Origin of the sequence: Kribbella flavida DSM 17836 (assembly GCF_000024345.1) — a bacterium.
Lineage (GTDB): Bacteria > Actinomycetota > Actinomycetes > Propionibacteriales > Kribbellaceae > Kribbella > Kribbella flavida.
This window is the reverse complement of the sequence record NC_013729.1, coordinates 3,857,762-3,872,534: the sequence shown is the minus strand read 5'-3', so window position 1 is coordinate 3,872,534 and position 14,773 is coordinate 3,857,762. Positions and strand designations below refer to the sequence as shown.

Here is a 14,773-nt window from a genome sequence, read left to right as displayed (position 1 = left end):
GTGCGCACACTTCTGACGAACGGTTCCGTCTACTCACCCGCCGACCCCCACGCGACCGCGATCGCCTTCGACGACGGCGTGGTCAGCTGGCTCGGCGACGACACCGGCGCGGTCTCGTACGCGAGCGGCGCGGACGAGGTGATCGACCTGCGCGGCAAGCTCGTCACGCCGGCGTTCGTCGACGCCCACGTCCATACCGCCCAGACCGGCGCGCTGCTGACCGGCCTCGACCTGGTCGGCGCCACCAGCCTGACCGAGGCTCTCGACCGGCTGTCCAGCTTCGCTGCCACGCTCGGCCCGGACGCCGTGATCGACGGCGCCGGCTGGGACGAGACCCGCTGGCCCGAGGGTCGCCCGCCGGCGGCCGAGGAGCTGGATCGCGCCGCCGGGGGCCGCAAGGTCTACCTGTCCCGCGTCGACGGTCACTCCGGCGTCATCTCCTCCGCACTCGCCGCTGCCGTCGACGGACTGGCCGGGCACGCCGGGTACGACGCGAGCGGCCGGGTGGAACGCGACGCCCACCACGCCGTACGGGATGCGTTGAGTGAGCTGATCGGCCCCGAGCAGCGGCTGGTCGATGCCCGGGCCGCCGTCAAGGCGATGGCCGAGCGGGGGATCGGGGCGTTCCACGAGATGGCGGCGCCGCACATCGGGCCGCTGTGGGAGCTTCCGCTGGTCCGCCAGGCGGCCGAGGAGCTCGGTCTGTCGGCGACCCTCTACTGGGGTGAGCCCGGCGTCTTCGGCAACGTGACGGAGTACGGGCTGGCCGGGCTGGCCGGTGATTTGAACGCCGACGGCGCCCTCGGTTCACGCACCGCCGCGCTGCGGGCGCCGTACGCCGATCGCCCCGACCACCGCGGGCACGCGTACCTGACGGCCGAGCAGATCGCCGAGCACGTCGTCGCGTGCACCGGGAAGGGCGTACAGGCGGGCTTCCACTGCATCGGGGACCTTGCCCTCGACAACATCGCCCGCGGGTTCGAGCTGGCCGCGGAGAAGGTCGGCGTACCGGCCCTGGTCGCCGCCCGGCACCGGCTCGAGCACGTCGAGATGCCGGACGAGGCGGCCATCGCCACCCTCGCCCGATGCGGTGTGGTGGCCAGCGTGCAGCCGATGTTCGACGGTCACTGGGGCGGACCGGACGGCATGTACGCCGAGCGCGTCGGCGACCGCTGGCAGGGCATGAACCCGTTCGGCTCGCTCGCGCGGGCCGGGGTGGTGCTCGCCTTCGGGTCCGACGCGCCGGTGACGGCGTTCGGTGGCTGGCAGGCCGTCCGGGCGGCCGCGTTCCACCACACCGAGAGCGAGCGGATCACCGTGCGGGCCGCCTTCCAGGCGCACACCCGGGGTGGCTGGCGCGCCGCGGGCATCGACGACGCGGGCGTGCTCGCACCAGGCGCCGCCGCGACGTACGCGGTGTGGCAGAGCGACGCGGAGCTGGTCGTGCAGACGCCGGACCAGCGGGTCGCCGCCTGGTCGACCGACCCGCGGGCCGGCGTACCGGTGCTGCCGGACCTCAGTGACGAAGCAGCTGTTCCCAGCTGTCTGCGGACCGCCGTCGGTGGTCGGCCGGTGTACGAATCCGAAGGATGGTCGTCGTGACGCGTGCCGTGAAGAAGCTCGACCTCGACCCGGTCACCGTGCGCAAGGCCCGCAGCCTGGCCCGCAAGGCCGGGCGGCCGATCGTGAACATCGCCCGGCAGCACACGACCGTGTCGGTCGAGCGCGCCGTCCTGCGGCTGGCGGGGCTGGCCGGGGCCGATACCGAGGGCATCCCGTGGGTGAACCGGCTCGCCGACACCGTCCGGGCCGACGTCGGGCTCGAGCACGGGCTGGCGCTGCCGGTCTGGGACGCGCTGGTCCGCGGCGAGGCCGAGGACCTGTCCGTGCTGGCGCAGAAGGCGGCGTCGGGCTCGGTGACGTTCCGGCTGCCGGAGGGACGGGACGCCGTCCGGGCGCGGGCGGCGGCGCGTAAGGCGGCAGCCGCCGGGCTCAAGCGGGTCGACGCGCGGCGGCGGGAGCGGGACCGGCTGATCAAGCGGCACGGTGATCCGGAGCAGCGGCCGTGGATCTACCTGATCGTCGCGACCGGCGACATCTACGAGGACATTCCGCAGGCGCAGGCGGCCGCCCGGGCCGGCGCGGACATCATCGCGGTGATCCGCTCGACCGGGCAGTCGCTGCTCGACTACGTGCCGGAGGGCGCGACCCGGGAGGGCTTCGCCGGGACGTACGCGACGCAGGAGAACTTCCGGCTGATGCGCGCGGCGCTCGACGAGTCGTCGCGCGAGCTGGGCCGCTACATCCGGCTGACCAACTACGCCTCCGGGCTGTGCATGCCGGAGATCGCGACGCTGGCCGGGCTGGAGCGGCTGGACATGATGCTGAACGACTCGATGTACGGCATCCTGTTCCGCGACATCAACCCGATCCGGACCTTCGTCGACCAGCGCTTCAGCCGGCAGATCCACGCCCGCGCCGGAATCATCATCAACACCGGCGAGGACAACTACCTGACCACCGCGGACGCCGTCGAGGCCGCGCACACGGTGACGGTGTCGCAGCTGCTGAACGAGTACTTCGCCAAGGAGGCCGGGCTGCAGGACTGGCAGCTCGGTCTCGGCCACGCCTTCGAGATCACCCCGGAGATCCCGGACTCGTTCCGGCTCGAGCTGGCGCACGCGATGCTGGCCCGACAGCTGTTCCCGGACGCGCCGCTGAAGTGGATGCCGCCGACCCGGCACATGACCGGCGATGTGTTCCGCGGCTACCTGCTGGACGGGTTCTTCAACCTGGCCGGCGCGATGACCGGGCAGGGCATCCTGCTGGTCGGCATGATGACCGAAGCCGTGGTCACCCCGTGGATCTCCGACCGGGACCTGGCGCTGCAGAACGTCCGCTACGTGTTAGGTGCCGCGGGCAACCTTCACGAGGACTTCCACCCGGCGCCTGACGGCTTCATCGCCAACCGGGCCCGGCAGGTGCTGGCGGAGTCGGTGGAGCTGCTGGACACGATCGTCGACGACGGCCTGCTGAACGCGATCGGCGACGGCACCTTCGGGCTGATGAAGCGCCCGCAGGACGCCGGCCGCGGCCTGGACGGCGTGGCGCGGCGCTCCGCGGCGTACTACAACCCGGCGATCGAGCTGCTCGAGGAGGCGCAGTGAGCATCATCAGGCCGTACGGCGACACCACCGGCGACGGCATGGTGCAGCTGTCGTTCACGCTGCCGATCCCGCACGACAAGCGGGCCGAGGGCGCGGCGGTGCAGCTGGCCAACAAGATGGGCATGGACCCGGCACTGGTCGTGCACGCCAAGGCGATGGGCCCGGACTTCACCTTCTTCGTCGTCTACGGCCCGGTGAACCACCTGGTCGACACCGACCAGGTCGAGGTGATCGAGCGCGACTATCCGTTGCTGTCGCCCAAGGACGCCAATCTCGCGATTCGCAAGGGCCTGCGCCGCCGGCTGACCGTGGTCGGCGCCTGCATCGGCACCGACGCGCACACCGTCGGCATCGACGCGATCATGAACATCAAGGGCTTCGCGGGGGAGAAGGGCCTGGAGTACTACCGGGAGCTGAAGGTGGTCAACCTCGGCGCCCAGGTCGCCGTGCCGGAGCTGGTCCGCCGCGCCAAGGCGGAGAAGGCCGACGCGATCCTGGTCTCGCAGGTGGTCACCCAGCGGGAGGCGCACGTGCTGAACACCAAGGAGATGTCGGCCGCCTTCCGGGAGGCCTACCCCGAGGACTCCCGTCCCGTGCTGGTTGCCGGCGGCCCCCGTTTCACCGAGCAGATGGCCGCCGAGCTGGGCGTCGACCGCGTCTTCGGCCGCGGCACCACGCCGGGCGAGGTGGCCAGCTACCTGGTCGACACCCTGGTCACCCGCCGGGTCCGCACCCCGAACAGGAGAAGCGCATGAGCAAGGCCGAGGTCGGCCTGACCGTCACCCACCGCCGCTACGTGCCCTACGGCCACGCGCACTACGCCGGCCACCTGGTCGACGGGGCGTACGTGCTCGGCCTGTTCGGCGACGTCGCGACCGAGCTGTGCATCCGGGCCGACGGCGACGAGGGATTGTTCGCGTCGTACTCCGACGTGCAGTTCCTGCAGCCGCTGCGGGCCGGCGACGTGGTCGAGGTGACCGCGACGATCTCCCGGGTCGGCACCCGGAGCCGCGAGCTCCAGTTCGCCGCGAGCGTGGTGTGCCGGGGGCGGCCGGACAAGTCCGCGTCGGCCGCCGAGGTGCTGGCCGAGCCGTTGCCGATCACCCGCGCGACCGGGACGGTCGTCGTACCGGTCGGGTGACGATTGGTTGCCGTAGGTAACGATCACCTTGCGTGCCGAGACCGCTCTGTAACGTGACCCGGCCGGGCCTGGGCTCGTTGATTCACCGAGCACGGCCAATAGTGTTACAACGCCTTGAAGAGGCGGCGCAGAGGTTGACAGCGCCGCCGCGAGCGAGCATCGTTTTGGGAGTCGTCAGAACACGTTCCCGCAACGGACACACGAAGTTCGGCCACCGGATGATCCCGCGACGCTGACCACGCCAGTGCCAGGCTTGAGTCGACGGGGGCTGAGATCGCCGGTGGACAGCCCCCCGCGGGGCAGAGGTGGAAGAGGCTCGGTACCCAGTAGACAACAGCCGGGCGGCTCGCATCCAGCGGGTCCGCCGGTTGGTCCGAAGGGTCACCGAGCCTCTTTCCTCTCGTTCGGGCCCCGGTTCCTGACTTCGGCCGTAACTGCTCCGGCCCTGGCTTGGCGTGAGCGCTACCGTGGAGTCGCGGTCGGCTCGTCGTGCTCGTGGACACCTCTGCGTCACCGACCGGATCCTTCCGGGTCCGCCGCACGTTGTACCGTCGTGCGACCGGCACGGGCCGGACGGTGAGGCGAGGGGGTACCCGAGAGTGGAGCGGCTGAGGGCTCTGGTGCGGCTGGTGCCGCGGATCCTGGTGGCGGTGGGCGCCGGTGCGTTGCTCGGGCTGGCGTTCGAGCCGCACGACTACCCCTGGCTCGCTGTGGTCGCCGTGCCGCTGTTCCTGGCCGCGCTGAACGGGGTGTCGGTCAAGGGCGGCATCCTGGTCGGTGCCGGGTTCGGCATCACCTACTACGCCGTCCTGGTCCCGTGGCTGAGCGTGATCGGCGGGGACGCCGCGATCGCGCTGGCGATCCTGGAGGGCCTGTTCTACGCCGTCTTCGGCGCGCTGGCGTCCCAGGTGCTCAAGCACAAGCTGTGGATGCTGTGGATCCCGTGCCTGTGGGTCGCCACCGAGTTCGCCACCGCGTCGGTGCCGTTCGGCGGATTCCCGTGGGGGCGGCTGGCCTGGGCGTTCACCGACTCGCCGCTCGGCAGGCTCGCCGCGGTGGTGGGCATCGCCGGCCTGAGCTTCGTCGTCGCGCTGCTCGGCGTGCTGGCCTACGCCGCCGTCCTGCGCCGCCGCAGCGGCTTCGGGCTGCGCGCGGTCGCGCTGGTCGCCGGCCTCGCGATCGTCGGCGTGAGCTTCCTGATCTCGCTGCCCACCGACGGCAACGGCAAGTCGGTCACGGCGGCGATGGTGCAGGGCAACGTGCCGGGCAAGGGCCTGGAGTTCCTCGGCCGCGCCCGGACCGTGACCAAGAACCACGTGACCGCGACGCTGGACCTGCAGAAGCAGGTCGAGGCCGGCTCGCAGGTCAAGCCGGACCTGGTGATCTGGCCGGAGAACTCGACCGACATCGACCCGTACAAGGATCCCGAGACCCGCCGCGACATCGAAACCGCCGTCCAGGCCGTGAAGGTGCCGATCCTGGTCGGCGCGGTGACCGAGGGCCCCGGCCCGAACGAACGCCAGACCACCGGCATCGTCTGGGACCCGGCCACCGGTCCGGGCCAGCGCTACGCGAAGCGGCACCCGGTGCCGTTCGGGGAGTACATCCCGTTCCGCGACCAGCTGCTGCCGTACATCAAGCGGCTGGAGATGGTCGGCCGGCAGACCGCGCCCGGGGTGGGGCCCGGGCTGATGCCGATCAACGGGGTGCTGTACGGCGACCTGATCTGCTTCGAGCTCGCGTACGACAGCGTGGTCTCCGACCTGGCCAAGGGCGGGGCCCAGATCCTCGTCGTGCAGACCAACAACGCGACGTACGGCGGCACCGGGCAGCCGGAGCAGCAGTTCGCGATCACCCGGATGCGGGCGATCGAGACCGGCCGGACGGTGCTGATCGCGTCGACGTCCGGGATCTCCGGCGTGGTCCGCCCGGACGGTACCGTCGAGCACAAGTCGGGGCAGTTCGTGCCCGACGTGTACGTCGCCTCGGTGCCGGTCCGGGACGCGCAGACCCTGGCCACCCGGCTCGGTGGCTGGCCGCAGTGGATCTTGACCGGTCTGGGCATCATCGGAGCGGTGCTGGCGCTGGCCGCTCGCCGTAACCGCCGTCCGGCGGATCCGGGGACTCCGCCGGTCGCGACCCCCAGCGCTGAGAAGGTACCGGTCTGACGTGGTCGGCGCGGAGAGTGGGAGAGGTGCAGCGTGAGCAAGGTGTCCGGTAGTCCCGCGCGGAAGACCCGCGGTCTGCCCTGGTTCGTCGCGGTCGCGCTGCTGGTGGTGCCGATCGTCGAGATCTACGTGCTCATCCAGGTCGGTCAGGTGATCGGTGGCTGGCCCACGGTCGCGCTGCTGCTGGTGGAGAGCGCGCTCGGCGCCTGGCTGATCAAGCGCGAGGGCCGCCGTGCGTGGAACGCCCTGCGCGGGGCGACCGAGACCGGCCGGATGCCCGGCAAGGAGCTCGCCGACGCCGCGCTGCTGCTGGTCGGCGGCACGTTGCTGCTCACGCCCGGCTTCGTCACCGACGTCGTCGGCTTCTTCTTCGTGCTGCCGTTCACCCGCCCGCTGGCTCGCCGGGCGCTGTCGGCGTTCCTGGGCCGCCGGATCGTCGCCCAGCTCGGCGGCAACCCGATCACCGGCTTCATGCCCGGCACCTACCGCCCGCCGACGCCCGACCAGGCCGAGGCCCAGCGCCGCCGCAACGACGACGTCGTCCAGGGCGAGGTCATCGACCCCGACACCCCGCCCCGCCCGACGCCCTGACCCCGGGACAGCCCGTCCGGCCGTCACCAGCCCCACCGATCCGACTTTGAGCACCCGCCAGCCACCGGATCGGCGTACGGGTGGCTGGTGGGTGCTCAAGGTCGTCGTGTGGTTCGTGTCGACTCGGGTGTTGCGACTTTGGGCGCCGGGCAGGCACGGGATCGGCGTACGGGTGGCTGGTGGGTGCTCAAGGTCGTCGTGTGGTCCGTGTCGACTCGGGTGTTGCGACTTTGGGCGCCGGGCAGGCACGGGATCGGCGTACGGGTGGCTGGCGGGTGCTCAAGGTCGGGGGTGGCGCCGGCAGCGTTCGGCCGGACACGGCGAACGGGCCGGACCGCGGGTGCGGTCCGGCCCGTTCTGGGTCGTGCGGGGGTCAGGCGGTGCGCTTGCCCGAGGTGTTGCGGGCCCGGTGCAGGTGCGCCGGGCCGATCTCGCCGTTGCGGAGGAGCTGGACGCGCTCGGCGAGCAGTTCCTCCAGTTCGGAGATGCTCCGGCGCTCACGCAGCATGTCCCAGTGCGTCCGGGCGGGCTTCTCCTGCTTCGGCTCCGGCTTCTCTCCGGTCGACCGAGCGGCTTCGCTGCCGCAGTGTGGGCACTCCCAGACAGCGGGCACCTCGGCGTCGTGCGCCATCGTGACCTCGACCACGTGCCCCCGCGGGCAGTCGTAGCTGATCATCTGGCGCGGCGCGAACTCGACGCCACGGTCGTCCTCGAAGCTGACCCCACCCAGCCCCGAACCACGCAGAACGCGATTAGACATGTCAAACCTCCGAGATTTCGTCATCCGTGCCAACGGTCGGCCGGCTCGGATCATTCCCATTTTGGCATGCCCGAGCCATATGTTCGCACCTGACGAGCGGGGCGTGACCCGCTGTCATCGACCGTTCACGGATCACTGTGTGTCGCGGACCACACTCAGCCGGGCGGCGGCCGCTCACCGTCGGTGGCGACAAGCCTCTATCTCAAGTTCAGGTCGAGGTTCACACGATGGTGGGTTGAGTGTTGCCGGCCTCGGCGATGCCGCGGCGCATGTCGACGCGGGACAGCAGGACCAGGCCGACGACGAAGAACAGCCCGAGTGCGACGATCGCCGGCCGGTAGGAGCCGGTCAGCTGGTGGACCAGCCCGAAGACCAGCGTGCCGAGCCAGGAGGTGCCCCGCTCGCCGGCCTGGTACAGGCTGAAGTACTCCGCCTCGCGGCCCTTCGGGATCAGCTGGCTGTACGCCGACCGGGACAGCGCCTGGGTACCGCCGAGCACGATGCCGATCGCGACGCCCATCGCCAGGAACGGCACGATCTGCCGCTCGGGCAGACCGAAGCCGGCGACCACGATCGCCATCCAGACCACCAGGCCGCCCATGATCGTGCGGTGCGACCCGTACCGGCGGGCGAACCGGCCGAAGCCGATCGCGCCGAAGAACGCGACGAACTGGACCAGCAGGATCGTCGCGATCAGCACCTGGGTCTCGAAGCCGAGCTGCTTCTCGCCGTACGTCGACGAGACCGAGATGACGGTCTGGATGCCGTCGTTGAAGAACAGGTACGCGACCAGGAACAGCAGCGTCATCGGGTACGAGCGCAGGTGCCGCAAGGTCGCGCCGAGCTGGCCGAAGCTCTGCCGGACCATCGAGCCGCCGCCGACCGGGACGACCCCGGCCGGCGGCCGGTTCCGCAGCTTCACGAACGGGACGAAGGTGAAGAACCCCCACCACAGGCCCGCGCTGAGCAGGCTGAGCCGGACGGCGTCGCCCTGGCTCAGGCCGAGCGCGTCGTGCGCGGTGACCACGGCCAGGTTGATCGCGAGCAGGATGAACCCGCCGAGATAGCCGAACGCCCAGGCCCGCGACGACACGTCGTCGCGGTCGTCGGGCGGTGCGATGTCGACCAGGATCGAGTCGTACACCACCATCGACGAGCCCAGACACAGGTTGCCGATGAACAGCAGCAGCGCGCCGAGCGCCCACCGCCCGTCGGTGACGAACACCATGCAGCTGGCCGCGAGCGCGCCGGTCCACGCGAACCCGCACATCAGCACCTTCTTGCGGGGCGACCGGTCCGCGATCGCGCCGACCACCGGCAGGAACAGCGCCGACACCAGCGTCGCCACGGTCACGACGTAGAAGGCGAGCGAGCCGGGCGCGATGCCGAGGCCGAGGATCTCCAGGTTGGTCCGGCACGGGTCGTCCGTCGTCCCGACCCGGCCGCAGGCGGCGGTCTCGGCCACCGAGGTCAGGTACGGCGCGAACAGCACCGTGCCGGTGGTGGTGACGTAGCCGGAGTTCGCCCAGTCGTAGAGACTGAAGCCCCAGTACTCGCGCTTGTCGACGGCCGCCGGGGCGGACAGGAATCCCATGCGGAGGAGTTTGTCAGGAACGGGTTCCTCGCGGTGACGACGCGGATAACACTTCAGCTCCACTGACCTCTGGCCAGCAGAACATCGCGCAGTACGTCGGTGCGGTCGGTGATGATGCCGTCGACGCCGGCGTCGAGCAGCCGGTGCATCGCGGCCGGGTCGTCCACCGTCCAGACGTGCACCTGCTTGCCCAGGGCATGGGCCCGGCGCAGCAACCCCGGCGTCAGCACCCGGATCCGGCCGTAGACCTCGGGAATCTGCAGGCACGCGCCGGGCGAGTCGAGCCGGAACGGCGCGAACCGCAGCCGGGCGATCTCCTGCTGGCCGAACCCGGTCGCCAGCCGCGGACCGAGCTCGCGCCGGATCCGCCGGACCCGGGCCTGGGAGAACGACGAGACGCAGACCCGGTCCACCGTGCCGGTGTCGCGCAGCACGGCGGCGGCCGGACCGACCCCGTTGTCGGCCTTGACGTCCAGGTTGAGCCGGACGCCGGGGAACTGCTCCAGTACGTCGGTCAGCAGCGGGATCGGCTCGTGCCCGTTGATCCGGGCCTTGCGCACCTCCGACCAGGGCAGCTCGGCGATCACGCCGGTCCGGTCGGTGACCCGGTCCAGCCGGTGGTCGTGGAAGGCGACCACGACGCCGTCGCGGGTGGCGTGCAGGTCCGTCTCGAGGTACCGGTAGCCGAGCTGCACCGCGTGCCCGAAGGCCCGCAGCGAGTTCTCGTAGCCGACGTTGTCGGGGTGCAACGCGCCGCCGCGGTGGGCCATCGCGATCGGCCCCTCGTGGTCGAGGTAGGGGTACACACGCGAAAGTATGTACCGTTTGGACGGTGACGGATCTTCGCCCCCGCCCCGACCTGTGGTCCCTCGACCCCGACGTCCTGCACCTGAACCACGGCTCGTTCGGCGCCGTCCCGCGCCGGACCCAGGAGCTGCTGGCCACGCTGCGGGCCGAGACCGAGGCCAATCCGATGCGCTGGTTCCGGTCGGTGGCCGAGCGGCTGGCCGTGAGCCGGCTGGAGCTGGCCCGCTTCCTGCGCACCGACCCGGCCGGCTTCGCGCTGGTGCCGAACGCGAGCGCCGGGGTGACGGCCGCGCTGGCGACCATCCCGATCCGGCCCGGCAGCCGGATCGTGCTGACCAACCACACGTACGGCGCGGTGCTGTTCGCGGCGGAGCGGTTCGCCCGGGCGTTCCAGGCCGAGGTGGTGGTCGTCGACGTGCCGCTGGAGGCCGACGACGACGCGGTGGTGGCGGCGATCGGCGCCGAGCTGGACGAGCGGACCGCGGCGCTGGTGGTCGACCAGATCAGCTCGGCGACCGCGATGGTGTTCCCGATCCGCCGGCTGGTCGAGGTTTGCGACGGCATCCCGGTGATCGTCGACGGCGCGCACGCGCCGGCCCTGCTGGACGCGCCGGCCCAGGACGGCGCCGACTTCTGGACCGGCAACTTCCACAAGTGGCCGGCCGCGCCGCGGGCCACCGCCGGGCTGGTGGTGGCGGAGAAGTGGCGGTCCACGACGCTGCCGCTGATCGTGTCCTGGTCCGAGAACGACGAGCGCCTGCCCGAGCGGTTCGACATGGTCGGCACCGCCGACTACGCCCCGTGGATCGCCGCGCCGGAGTCCCTGCGGGTGCTGGACGAACTGGACTGGCCGGTACGCCGGGCGCAGCTGTCGACGCTGATCGACGAGGCCGCGCAGGTCGTCGCCAAGGCGCTCGGCACCGACCTGCCGGACGTCGTGCACCCGGCCGCGACGATGCGGCTGGTCGAGCTGCCGTTCGCGGACGACCGGTCGCCGAGCGCGGGCGAGGCCTTCAAGGCCCGGGTGTCGCGGGAGCTGAAGGCGGAGATCACGCTGACCGCCTTCGACCAGCGGGTCTTCGTCCGGCTGTCGGCCCACGCCTACAACAGCGCGCGCGACTACGAACTGCTGGCCGAGCGGTTGCCGACGTTGCTCTGAATCTCGCTGAACGACCGCTCGCCGTGCACGGCCAACTCGGCGAGCACCGCAGCCGGGTCGCCGGCCTCGACCAGGTCGAGCAGCTTGCGGTGCCGGGCGACGTGCTCGCTGAGGTCCTCGTAGAAGTGCTCCCGGGCGTACAGGTTGCGCGCCATGCAGAGCAGTAGCTGCTGCTGCACCGATGCGTAGGCCTCATCCAGCCGGCGATGCCCGGCGAGCGCGACCAGCGAGGAGTGGAACCGGTACCCGGCCTGGACGAGGCTGCCGCGGTCCTCCGCGGTGGCGCAGCGCTCCATCTCCAGCAGTGCGTCCCGCGCGGCCTCGAGCCGGGCGGGGGAGCGGACCGGGACGCCGAGCTCGACGGCGAGCCGCTCCAGCGCCGACCGCAGGGTGAGGATCTCGAAGACGTCCTGGTCGGTCAGCGTGGCGACCGTCGAGCCCCGCCGCGGCCGGGTGACGATCAAGCCCTCCTGCTCCAGGACCCGCAGCGCCTCGCGCAGGGGAGGGCGGCTGATCCCGAGCTGCTCGGTGAGGCGCTCCTCGATCAGCCGCTCGCCCTCGGCCAGCTCTCCCGCGAGGATCATCCGCCGGATCGCGTCGGCCGCAAGCTGGACCAGGCTCGGCGACTGCAGCTGCTCTGTCATGAGGCTCATTCTTCCCCGTCGTCTTGTCAGCGTCGATTATCTATTGTAGACAATAGTTCATAGACGGTCTCGCAGAGCATGCGCCGGGCGAACTGGAGGCGTTCGTGGCCCCACCCATCGATCGAACCATCACCGTTGGCTTCGCCGGCCTGGGCAACCTGGGCCGCCCGATGACCGAGGCCCTGGGCCGCGACGGCTGGCAGCTGAAGGTGTACGACCAGGAGCCGGCCAAGGGCGAGGGCCTGGAGCTCGTCGAAGGACCCGCCGAGCTGGCCGGTTGCGCGGTGATCGCGTTGGCCGTGCCGGACGACGAGGCGGTCACCGCGATCCTGACCGAGCTGCTTCCGCTCCTGGCGGCGGAATCAGTGGTGCTGATCCACAGCACGGTCCTGCCGGCGACCGCGCAGCGGCTGGCCCGGCAGGCCGAGGAACACGGCATCGGTCTGCTCGACGTACCGGTCAGCGGGGGAGCGGAGAGAGCGCTCACCGGTTCTCTGACCGTGATGGCCGGTGGCCGGGCCGAGGTGCTGGAGCAGGCGCGGCCGGTGCTCGAATCAGTGGCGGACACCGTGCTGCACGTCGGGCCCGCGGGCGCCGGGGCCGCGGTGAAGCTGGCGAACCAGTTGATGATGTTCGCGGCGCTCGCCGGGGCGCAGGAGGCGCTCGACCTGGCCGGCGCGTACGGCGTACCGGAGCAGACGGTGCTGGACGCGGTCGCCACCAGCACCGGGGATTCGTGGGTCTCCCGGAACTGGGGCTTCTTCGACCGGGTGGCCGCGGCCTACGACACGGCCGGTACGCCGGTCCGGAACCGGCCGTGGAGCAAGGACCTGTGGGACGTGGTCGCCGCGGCCCGGGAGGCCGATGTCCAGGTCCCGCTGGCCGGCCTGCTCGCCCAGCACCTGGCTGACCAGGTCGAGGCGCACGCCCGGAAGGGCAGCGCTTCGTGAGCGCCGCCGTCACGAAGAGCTCGCGGACCGGCCGGGAGGGCCTGACGGCGTACCTGTTCCTGAGTCCGTGGCTGATCGGGATCGTGCTGCTCACGCTCGGCCCGATGCTGTACTCGGCGTACCTGGCGTTCACCAGCTACGACCTGCTCAGCGCGCCGCGGTGGATCGGGCTGGACAACTTCCGCCGGATGTTCACCGCCGACCCGCGCTACCTGTCCTCGGTCAAGGTCACGCTGGTGTACGTCGTGGTGTCGGTGCCGCTGCTGCTGGTCGTGTCGATGGTGCTGGCGCTGCTGCTGAACAAAGGCATCAAGTTCCTGTCCGGCTACCGCGCGCTGTTCTACCTGCCGTCGCTGATGGGCGCCAGCGTCGCGATCGCCGTCCTGTGGCGGCAGATCTTCGGCAGCACCGGGCTGGTGAACCAGGTGCTGAGCCTGTTCGGTATCACCCACGGCAGCTGGGTCGGCAGCCCGGGGACGGCGCTGTGGACGATCGTGACGCTGAACCTGTGGGCCTTCGGCGCGACGATGATCATCTTTCTCGCCGGTCTGCGCCAGGTGCCGGCCGAGTTGCACGAGGCGGCCGCGGTCGACGGCGCCGGGCCGATCCGCCGGTTCTTCAGCGTCACGCTGCCGCTGATGACGCCGCTGATCTTCTTCAACCTGCTGCTCGACACGATCCACGCGTTCCAGGTCTTCACCGGCGCGTTCGTGGTCAGCCGCGGCACCGGCGGCCCGGCCGACTCGACGCTGTTCTACACGTTGTACCTGTACCAGCAGGGCTTCGCCGAGCTGAAGATGGGCTACGCCTCCGCGATGGCCTGGGTGCTGGTGATCGTGCTGGCCGCCTTCACCGGCTTCCTCTTCCTCACCGCCCGCCGGTGGGTCTACTACGGGGACGAGCGATGACGGCCGTGACGGTCGGCGCCCGGCCGCTGTTCGGCCGGCGCCGCAGCCGCAACCCGCTGGTGCTCGCCCTGATCCGGCACGCCGTCCTGATCGCCGTCCTGGTGCTGATGCTCTACCCGGTGGTCTGGATGGTCGCCGCGTCGTTCCGCCCCTCCGCCGAGGTGATGAACAGCCTCGGCCTGTTCTCGAAGAACTACACGCTGGACAACTACCAACAGGGCTGGAGCGCCGGCCAGCTCGACTTCTCCCGCTACTTCCTCAACTCGGTCGCGATCACCGTGCTGTCGATCGCCGGCAACCTGTTCTCCTGCTCGCTGACCGCGTACGCGTTCGCCCGGCTGGAGTTCCCGTTCAAGCGGGTGCTGTTCGGGTTGCTGCTGGCAACGATGCTGCTGCCGTACCACGTCACCCTGGTCCCGCAGTACATCCTGTTCAACGAACTGGCCTGGATGAACACCTACCTGCCGCTGGTGGTGCCCAAGTGGCTCGGTGTGGAGGCGTTTTTCATCTTCCTGATGGTGCAGTTCATCCGCACCCTGCCGCGGGAGCTCGACGACGCGGCCCGGATCGACGGCTGCGGGCACTGGCGCACCTTCAGCCGGATCATCCTGCCGCTGGCCCTGCCGGCCATCGGCACCACCGCGCTGTTCACCTTCATCAACAGCTGGAACGACTTCCTCGGCCCGCTGCTGTACCTGAACCGGCCCGAGCTGTGGACGGTCTCGCTCGGCCTGAACTCGTTCCTCGACGTCACCGGCGAGTCGGCGTACGGGGCGCTGTTCGCCATGTCCACCCTCGCGCTGGCCCCCATCGTCGGCTTCTTCCTCGGTGCGCAGAAGCTGCTGATCGAGGGCGTCGCGACCACCGGCCTCAAATGACCTCTG

The 14,773-nt window shown here is 70.8% G+C and carries 14 protein-coding genes; 10 read left to right on the top strand and 4 right to left on the bottom strand.

Annotated elements, in window-relative coordinates:
* The 6 genes from KFLA_RS17890 to KFLA_RS17865 all read left to right on the top strand — a co-directional run bounded on the left by KFLA_RS17890 (position 1) and on the right by KFLA_RS17865 (position 7,067).
* The gene (locus KFLA_RS17890) at positions 1-1,602 is read left to right on the top strand and encodes an amidohydrolase (protein ID WP_012921216.1); all 1,602 of its coding nucleotides are present in this window, start codon (positions 1-3) and stop codon (positions 1,600-1,602) included.
* On the top strand, positions 1,599-3,167 hold the full coding sequence (kamD, locus tag KFLA_RS17885) for a lysine 5,6-aminomutase subunit alpha (protein ID WP_012921215.1): 1,569 nt from the start codon (positions 1,599-1,601) through the stop codon (positions 3,165-3,167). The genes KFLA_RS17890 and kamD overlap by 4 nt, the downstream gene beginning before the upstream one ends.
* Entirely contained in the window at positions 3,164-3,922 is a 759-nt protein-coding gene (kamE, locus tag KFLA_RS17880; RefSeq protein ID WP_012921214.1) for a lysine 5,6-aminomutase subunit beta, read from the top strand. Before kamD ends, kamE begins: the two co-directional genes overlap by 4 nt.
* The gene (gene kal / locus KFLA_RS17875) at positions 3,919-4,308 is read left to right on the top strand and encodes a 3-aminobutyryl-CoA ammonia lyase (protein ID WP_012921213.1); all 390 of its coding nucleotides are present in this window, start codon (positions 3,919-3,921) and stop codon (positions 4,306-4,308) included. Before kamE ends, kal begins: the two co-directional genes overlap by 4 nt.
* A gap of 599 nt (positions 4,309-4,907) precedes the next feature.
* Positions 4,908-6,476: an apolipoprotein N-acyltransferase gene (gene lnt, locus KFLA_RS17870; RefSeq protein WP_012921212.1), complete on the top strand. Its 1,569-nt coding sequence runs from the start codon at positions 4,908-4,910 to the stop codon at positions 6,474-6,476.
* 33 nt (positions 6,477-6,509) lie between these two features.
* The gene (locus tag KFLA_RS17865) at positions 6,510-7,067 is read left to right on the top strand and encodes an FxsA family protein (protein ID WP_012921211.1); all 558 of its coding nucleotides are present in this window, start codon (positions 6,510-6,512) and stop codon (positions 7,065-7,067) included.
* Between the two features lie 373 nt (positions 7,068-7,440).
* On the opposite strand, the gene KFLA_RS17860 is transcribed toward KFLA_RS17865, so the two are convergent.
* The 3 genes from KFLA_RS17860 to KFLA_RS17850 form a co-directional block, all read right to left on the bottom strand.
* Entirely contained in the window at positions 7,441-7,827 is a 387-nt protein-coding gene (locus KFLA_RS17860) for an RNA polymerase-binding protein RbpA (protein WP_012921210.1), read from the bottom strand.
* A gap of 220 nt (positions 7,828-8,047) precedes the next feature.
* Complete coding sequence (locus KFLA_RS17855; protein WP_012921209.1) at positions 8,048-9,421, bottom strand: MFS transporter; 1,374 nt, start codon at positions 9,419-9,421, stop codon at positions 8,048-8,050.
* A 53-nt stretch (positions 9,422-9,474) separates the two neighbouring features.
* The gene (locus tag KFLA_RS17850) at positions 9,475-10,227 is read right to left on the bottom strand and encodes a glycerophosphodiester phosphodiesterase family protein (RefSeq protein ID WP_012921208.1); all 753 of its coding nucleotides are present in this window, start codon (positions 10,225-10,227) and stop codon (positions 9,475-9,477) included.
* Between the two features lie 26 nt (positions 10,228-10,253).
* On the opposite strand from KFLA_RS17850, the gene KFLA_RS17845 reads away from it, so the two are divergent.
* A complete protein-coding gene (locus KFLA_RS17845; protein WP_012921207.1) occupies positions 10,254-11,387 on the top strand; it encodes an aminotransferase class V-fold PLP-dependent enzyme in 1,134 nt (377 codons plus the stop codon).
* Here KFLA_RS17845 and KFLA_RS17840 read toward each other — a convergent pair.
* Positions 11,348-12,031 (bottom strand): GntR family transcriptional regulator, encoded by a 684-nt coding sequence (locus tag KFLA_RS17840; protein ID WP_012921206.1) that lies wholly within the window; start codon positions 12,029-12,031, stop codon positions 11,348-11,350. The two genes, KFLA_RS17845 and KFLA_RS17840, sit on opposite strands and share 40 nt — an antisense overlap.
* Positions 12,032-12,135: 104 nt before the next feature.
* On the opposite strand from KFLA_RS17840, the gene KFLA_RS17835 reads away from it, so the two are divergent.
* Genes KFLA_RS17835 through KFLA_RS17825 form a run of 3 tightly spaced genes read left to right on the top strand, consistent with a single transcriptional unit; the run spans position 12,136 to position 14,767 of the window.
* Complete coding sequence (locus tag KFLA_RS17835) at positions 12,136-12,981, top strand: NAD(P)-dependent oxidoreductase (protein WP_012921205.1); 846 nt, start codon at positions 12,136-12,138, stop codon at positions 12,979-12,981.
* Positions 12,978-13,889, top strand: a complete 912-nt coding sequence (locus KFLA_RS17830) for a carbohydrate ABC transporter permease (RefSeq protein ID WP_012921204.1) — start codon at positions 12,978-12,980, stop codon at positions 13,887-13,889. The genes KFLA_RS17835 and KFLA_RS17830 overlap by 4 nt, the downstream gene beginning before the upstream one ends.
* Complete coding sequence (locus KFLA_RS17825; RefSeq protein ID WP_012921203.1) at positions 13,886-14,767, top strand: carbohydrate ABC transporter permease; 882 nt, start codon at positions 13,886-13,888, stop codon at positions 14,765-14,767. The genes KFLA_RS17830 and KFLA_RS17825 overlap by 4 nt, the downstream gene beginning before the upstream one ends.
* The last annotated feature ends 6 nt before the right edge of the window (positions 14,768-14,773 follow it).

Coding starts and splice junctions, on each gene's coding strand:
- kal (WP_012921213.1), top strand. CDS start 3,919: ATGAGCAAGGCCGAGGTCGGCCTGACCGTCACCCACCGCCGCTACGTG.
- KFLA_RS17860 (WP_012921210.1), bottom strand. CDS start 7,827: ATGTCTAATCGCGTTCTGCGTGGTTCGGGGCTGGGTGGGGTCAGCTTC.
- KFLA_RS17855 (WP_012921209.1), bottom strand. CDS start 9,421: ATGGGATTCCTGTCCGCCCCGGCGGCCGTCGACAAGCGCGAGTACTGG.
- KFLA_RS17840 (WP_012921206.1), bottom strand. CDS start 12,031: ATGACAGAGCAGCTGCAGTCGCCGAGCCTGGTCCAGCTTGCGGCCGAC.
- KFLA_RS17825 (WP_012921203.1), top strand. CDS start 13,886: ATGACGGCCGTGACGGTCGGCGCCCGGCCGCTGTTCGGCCGGCGCCGC.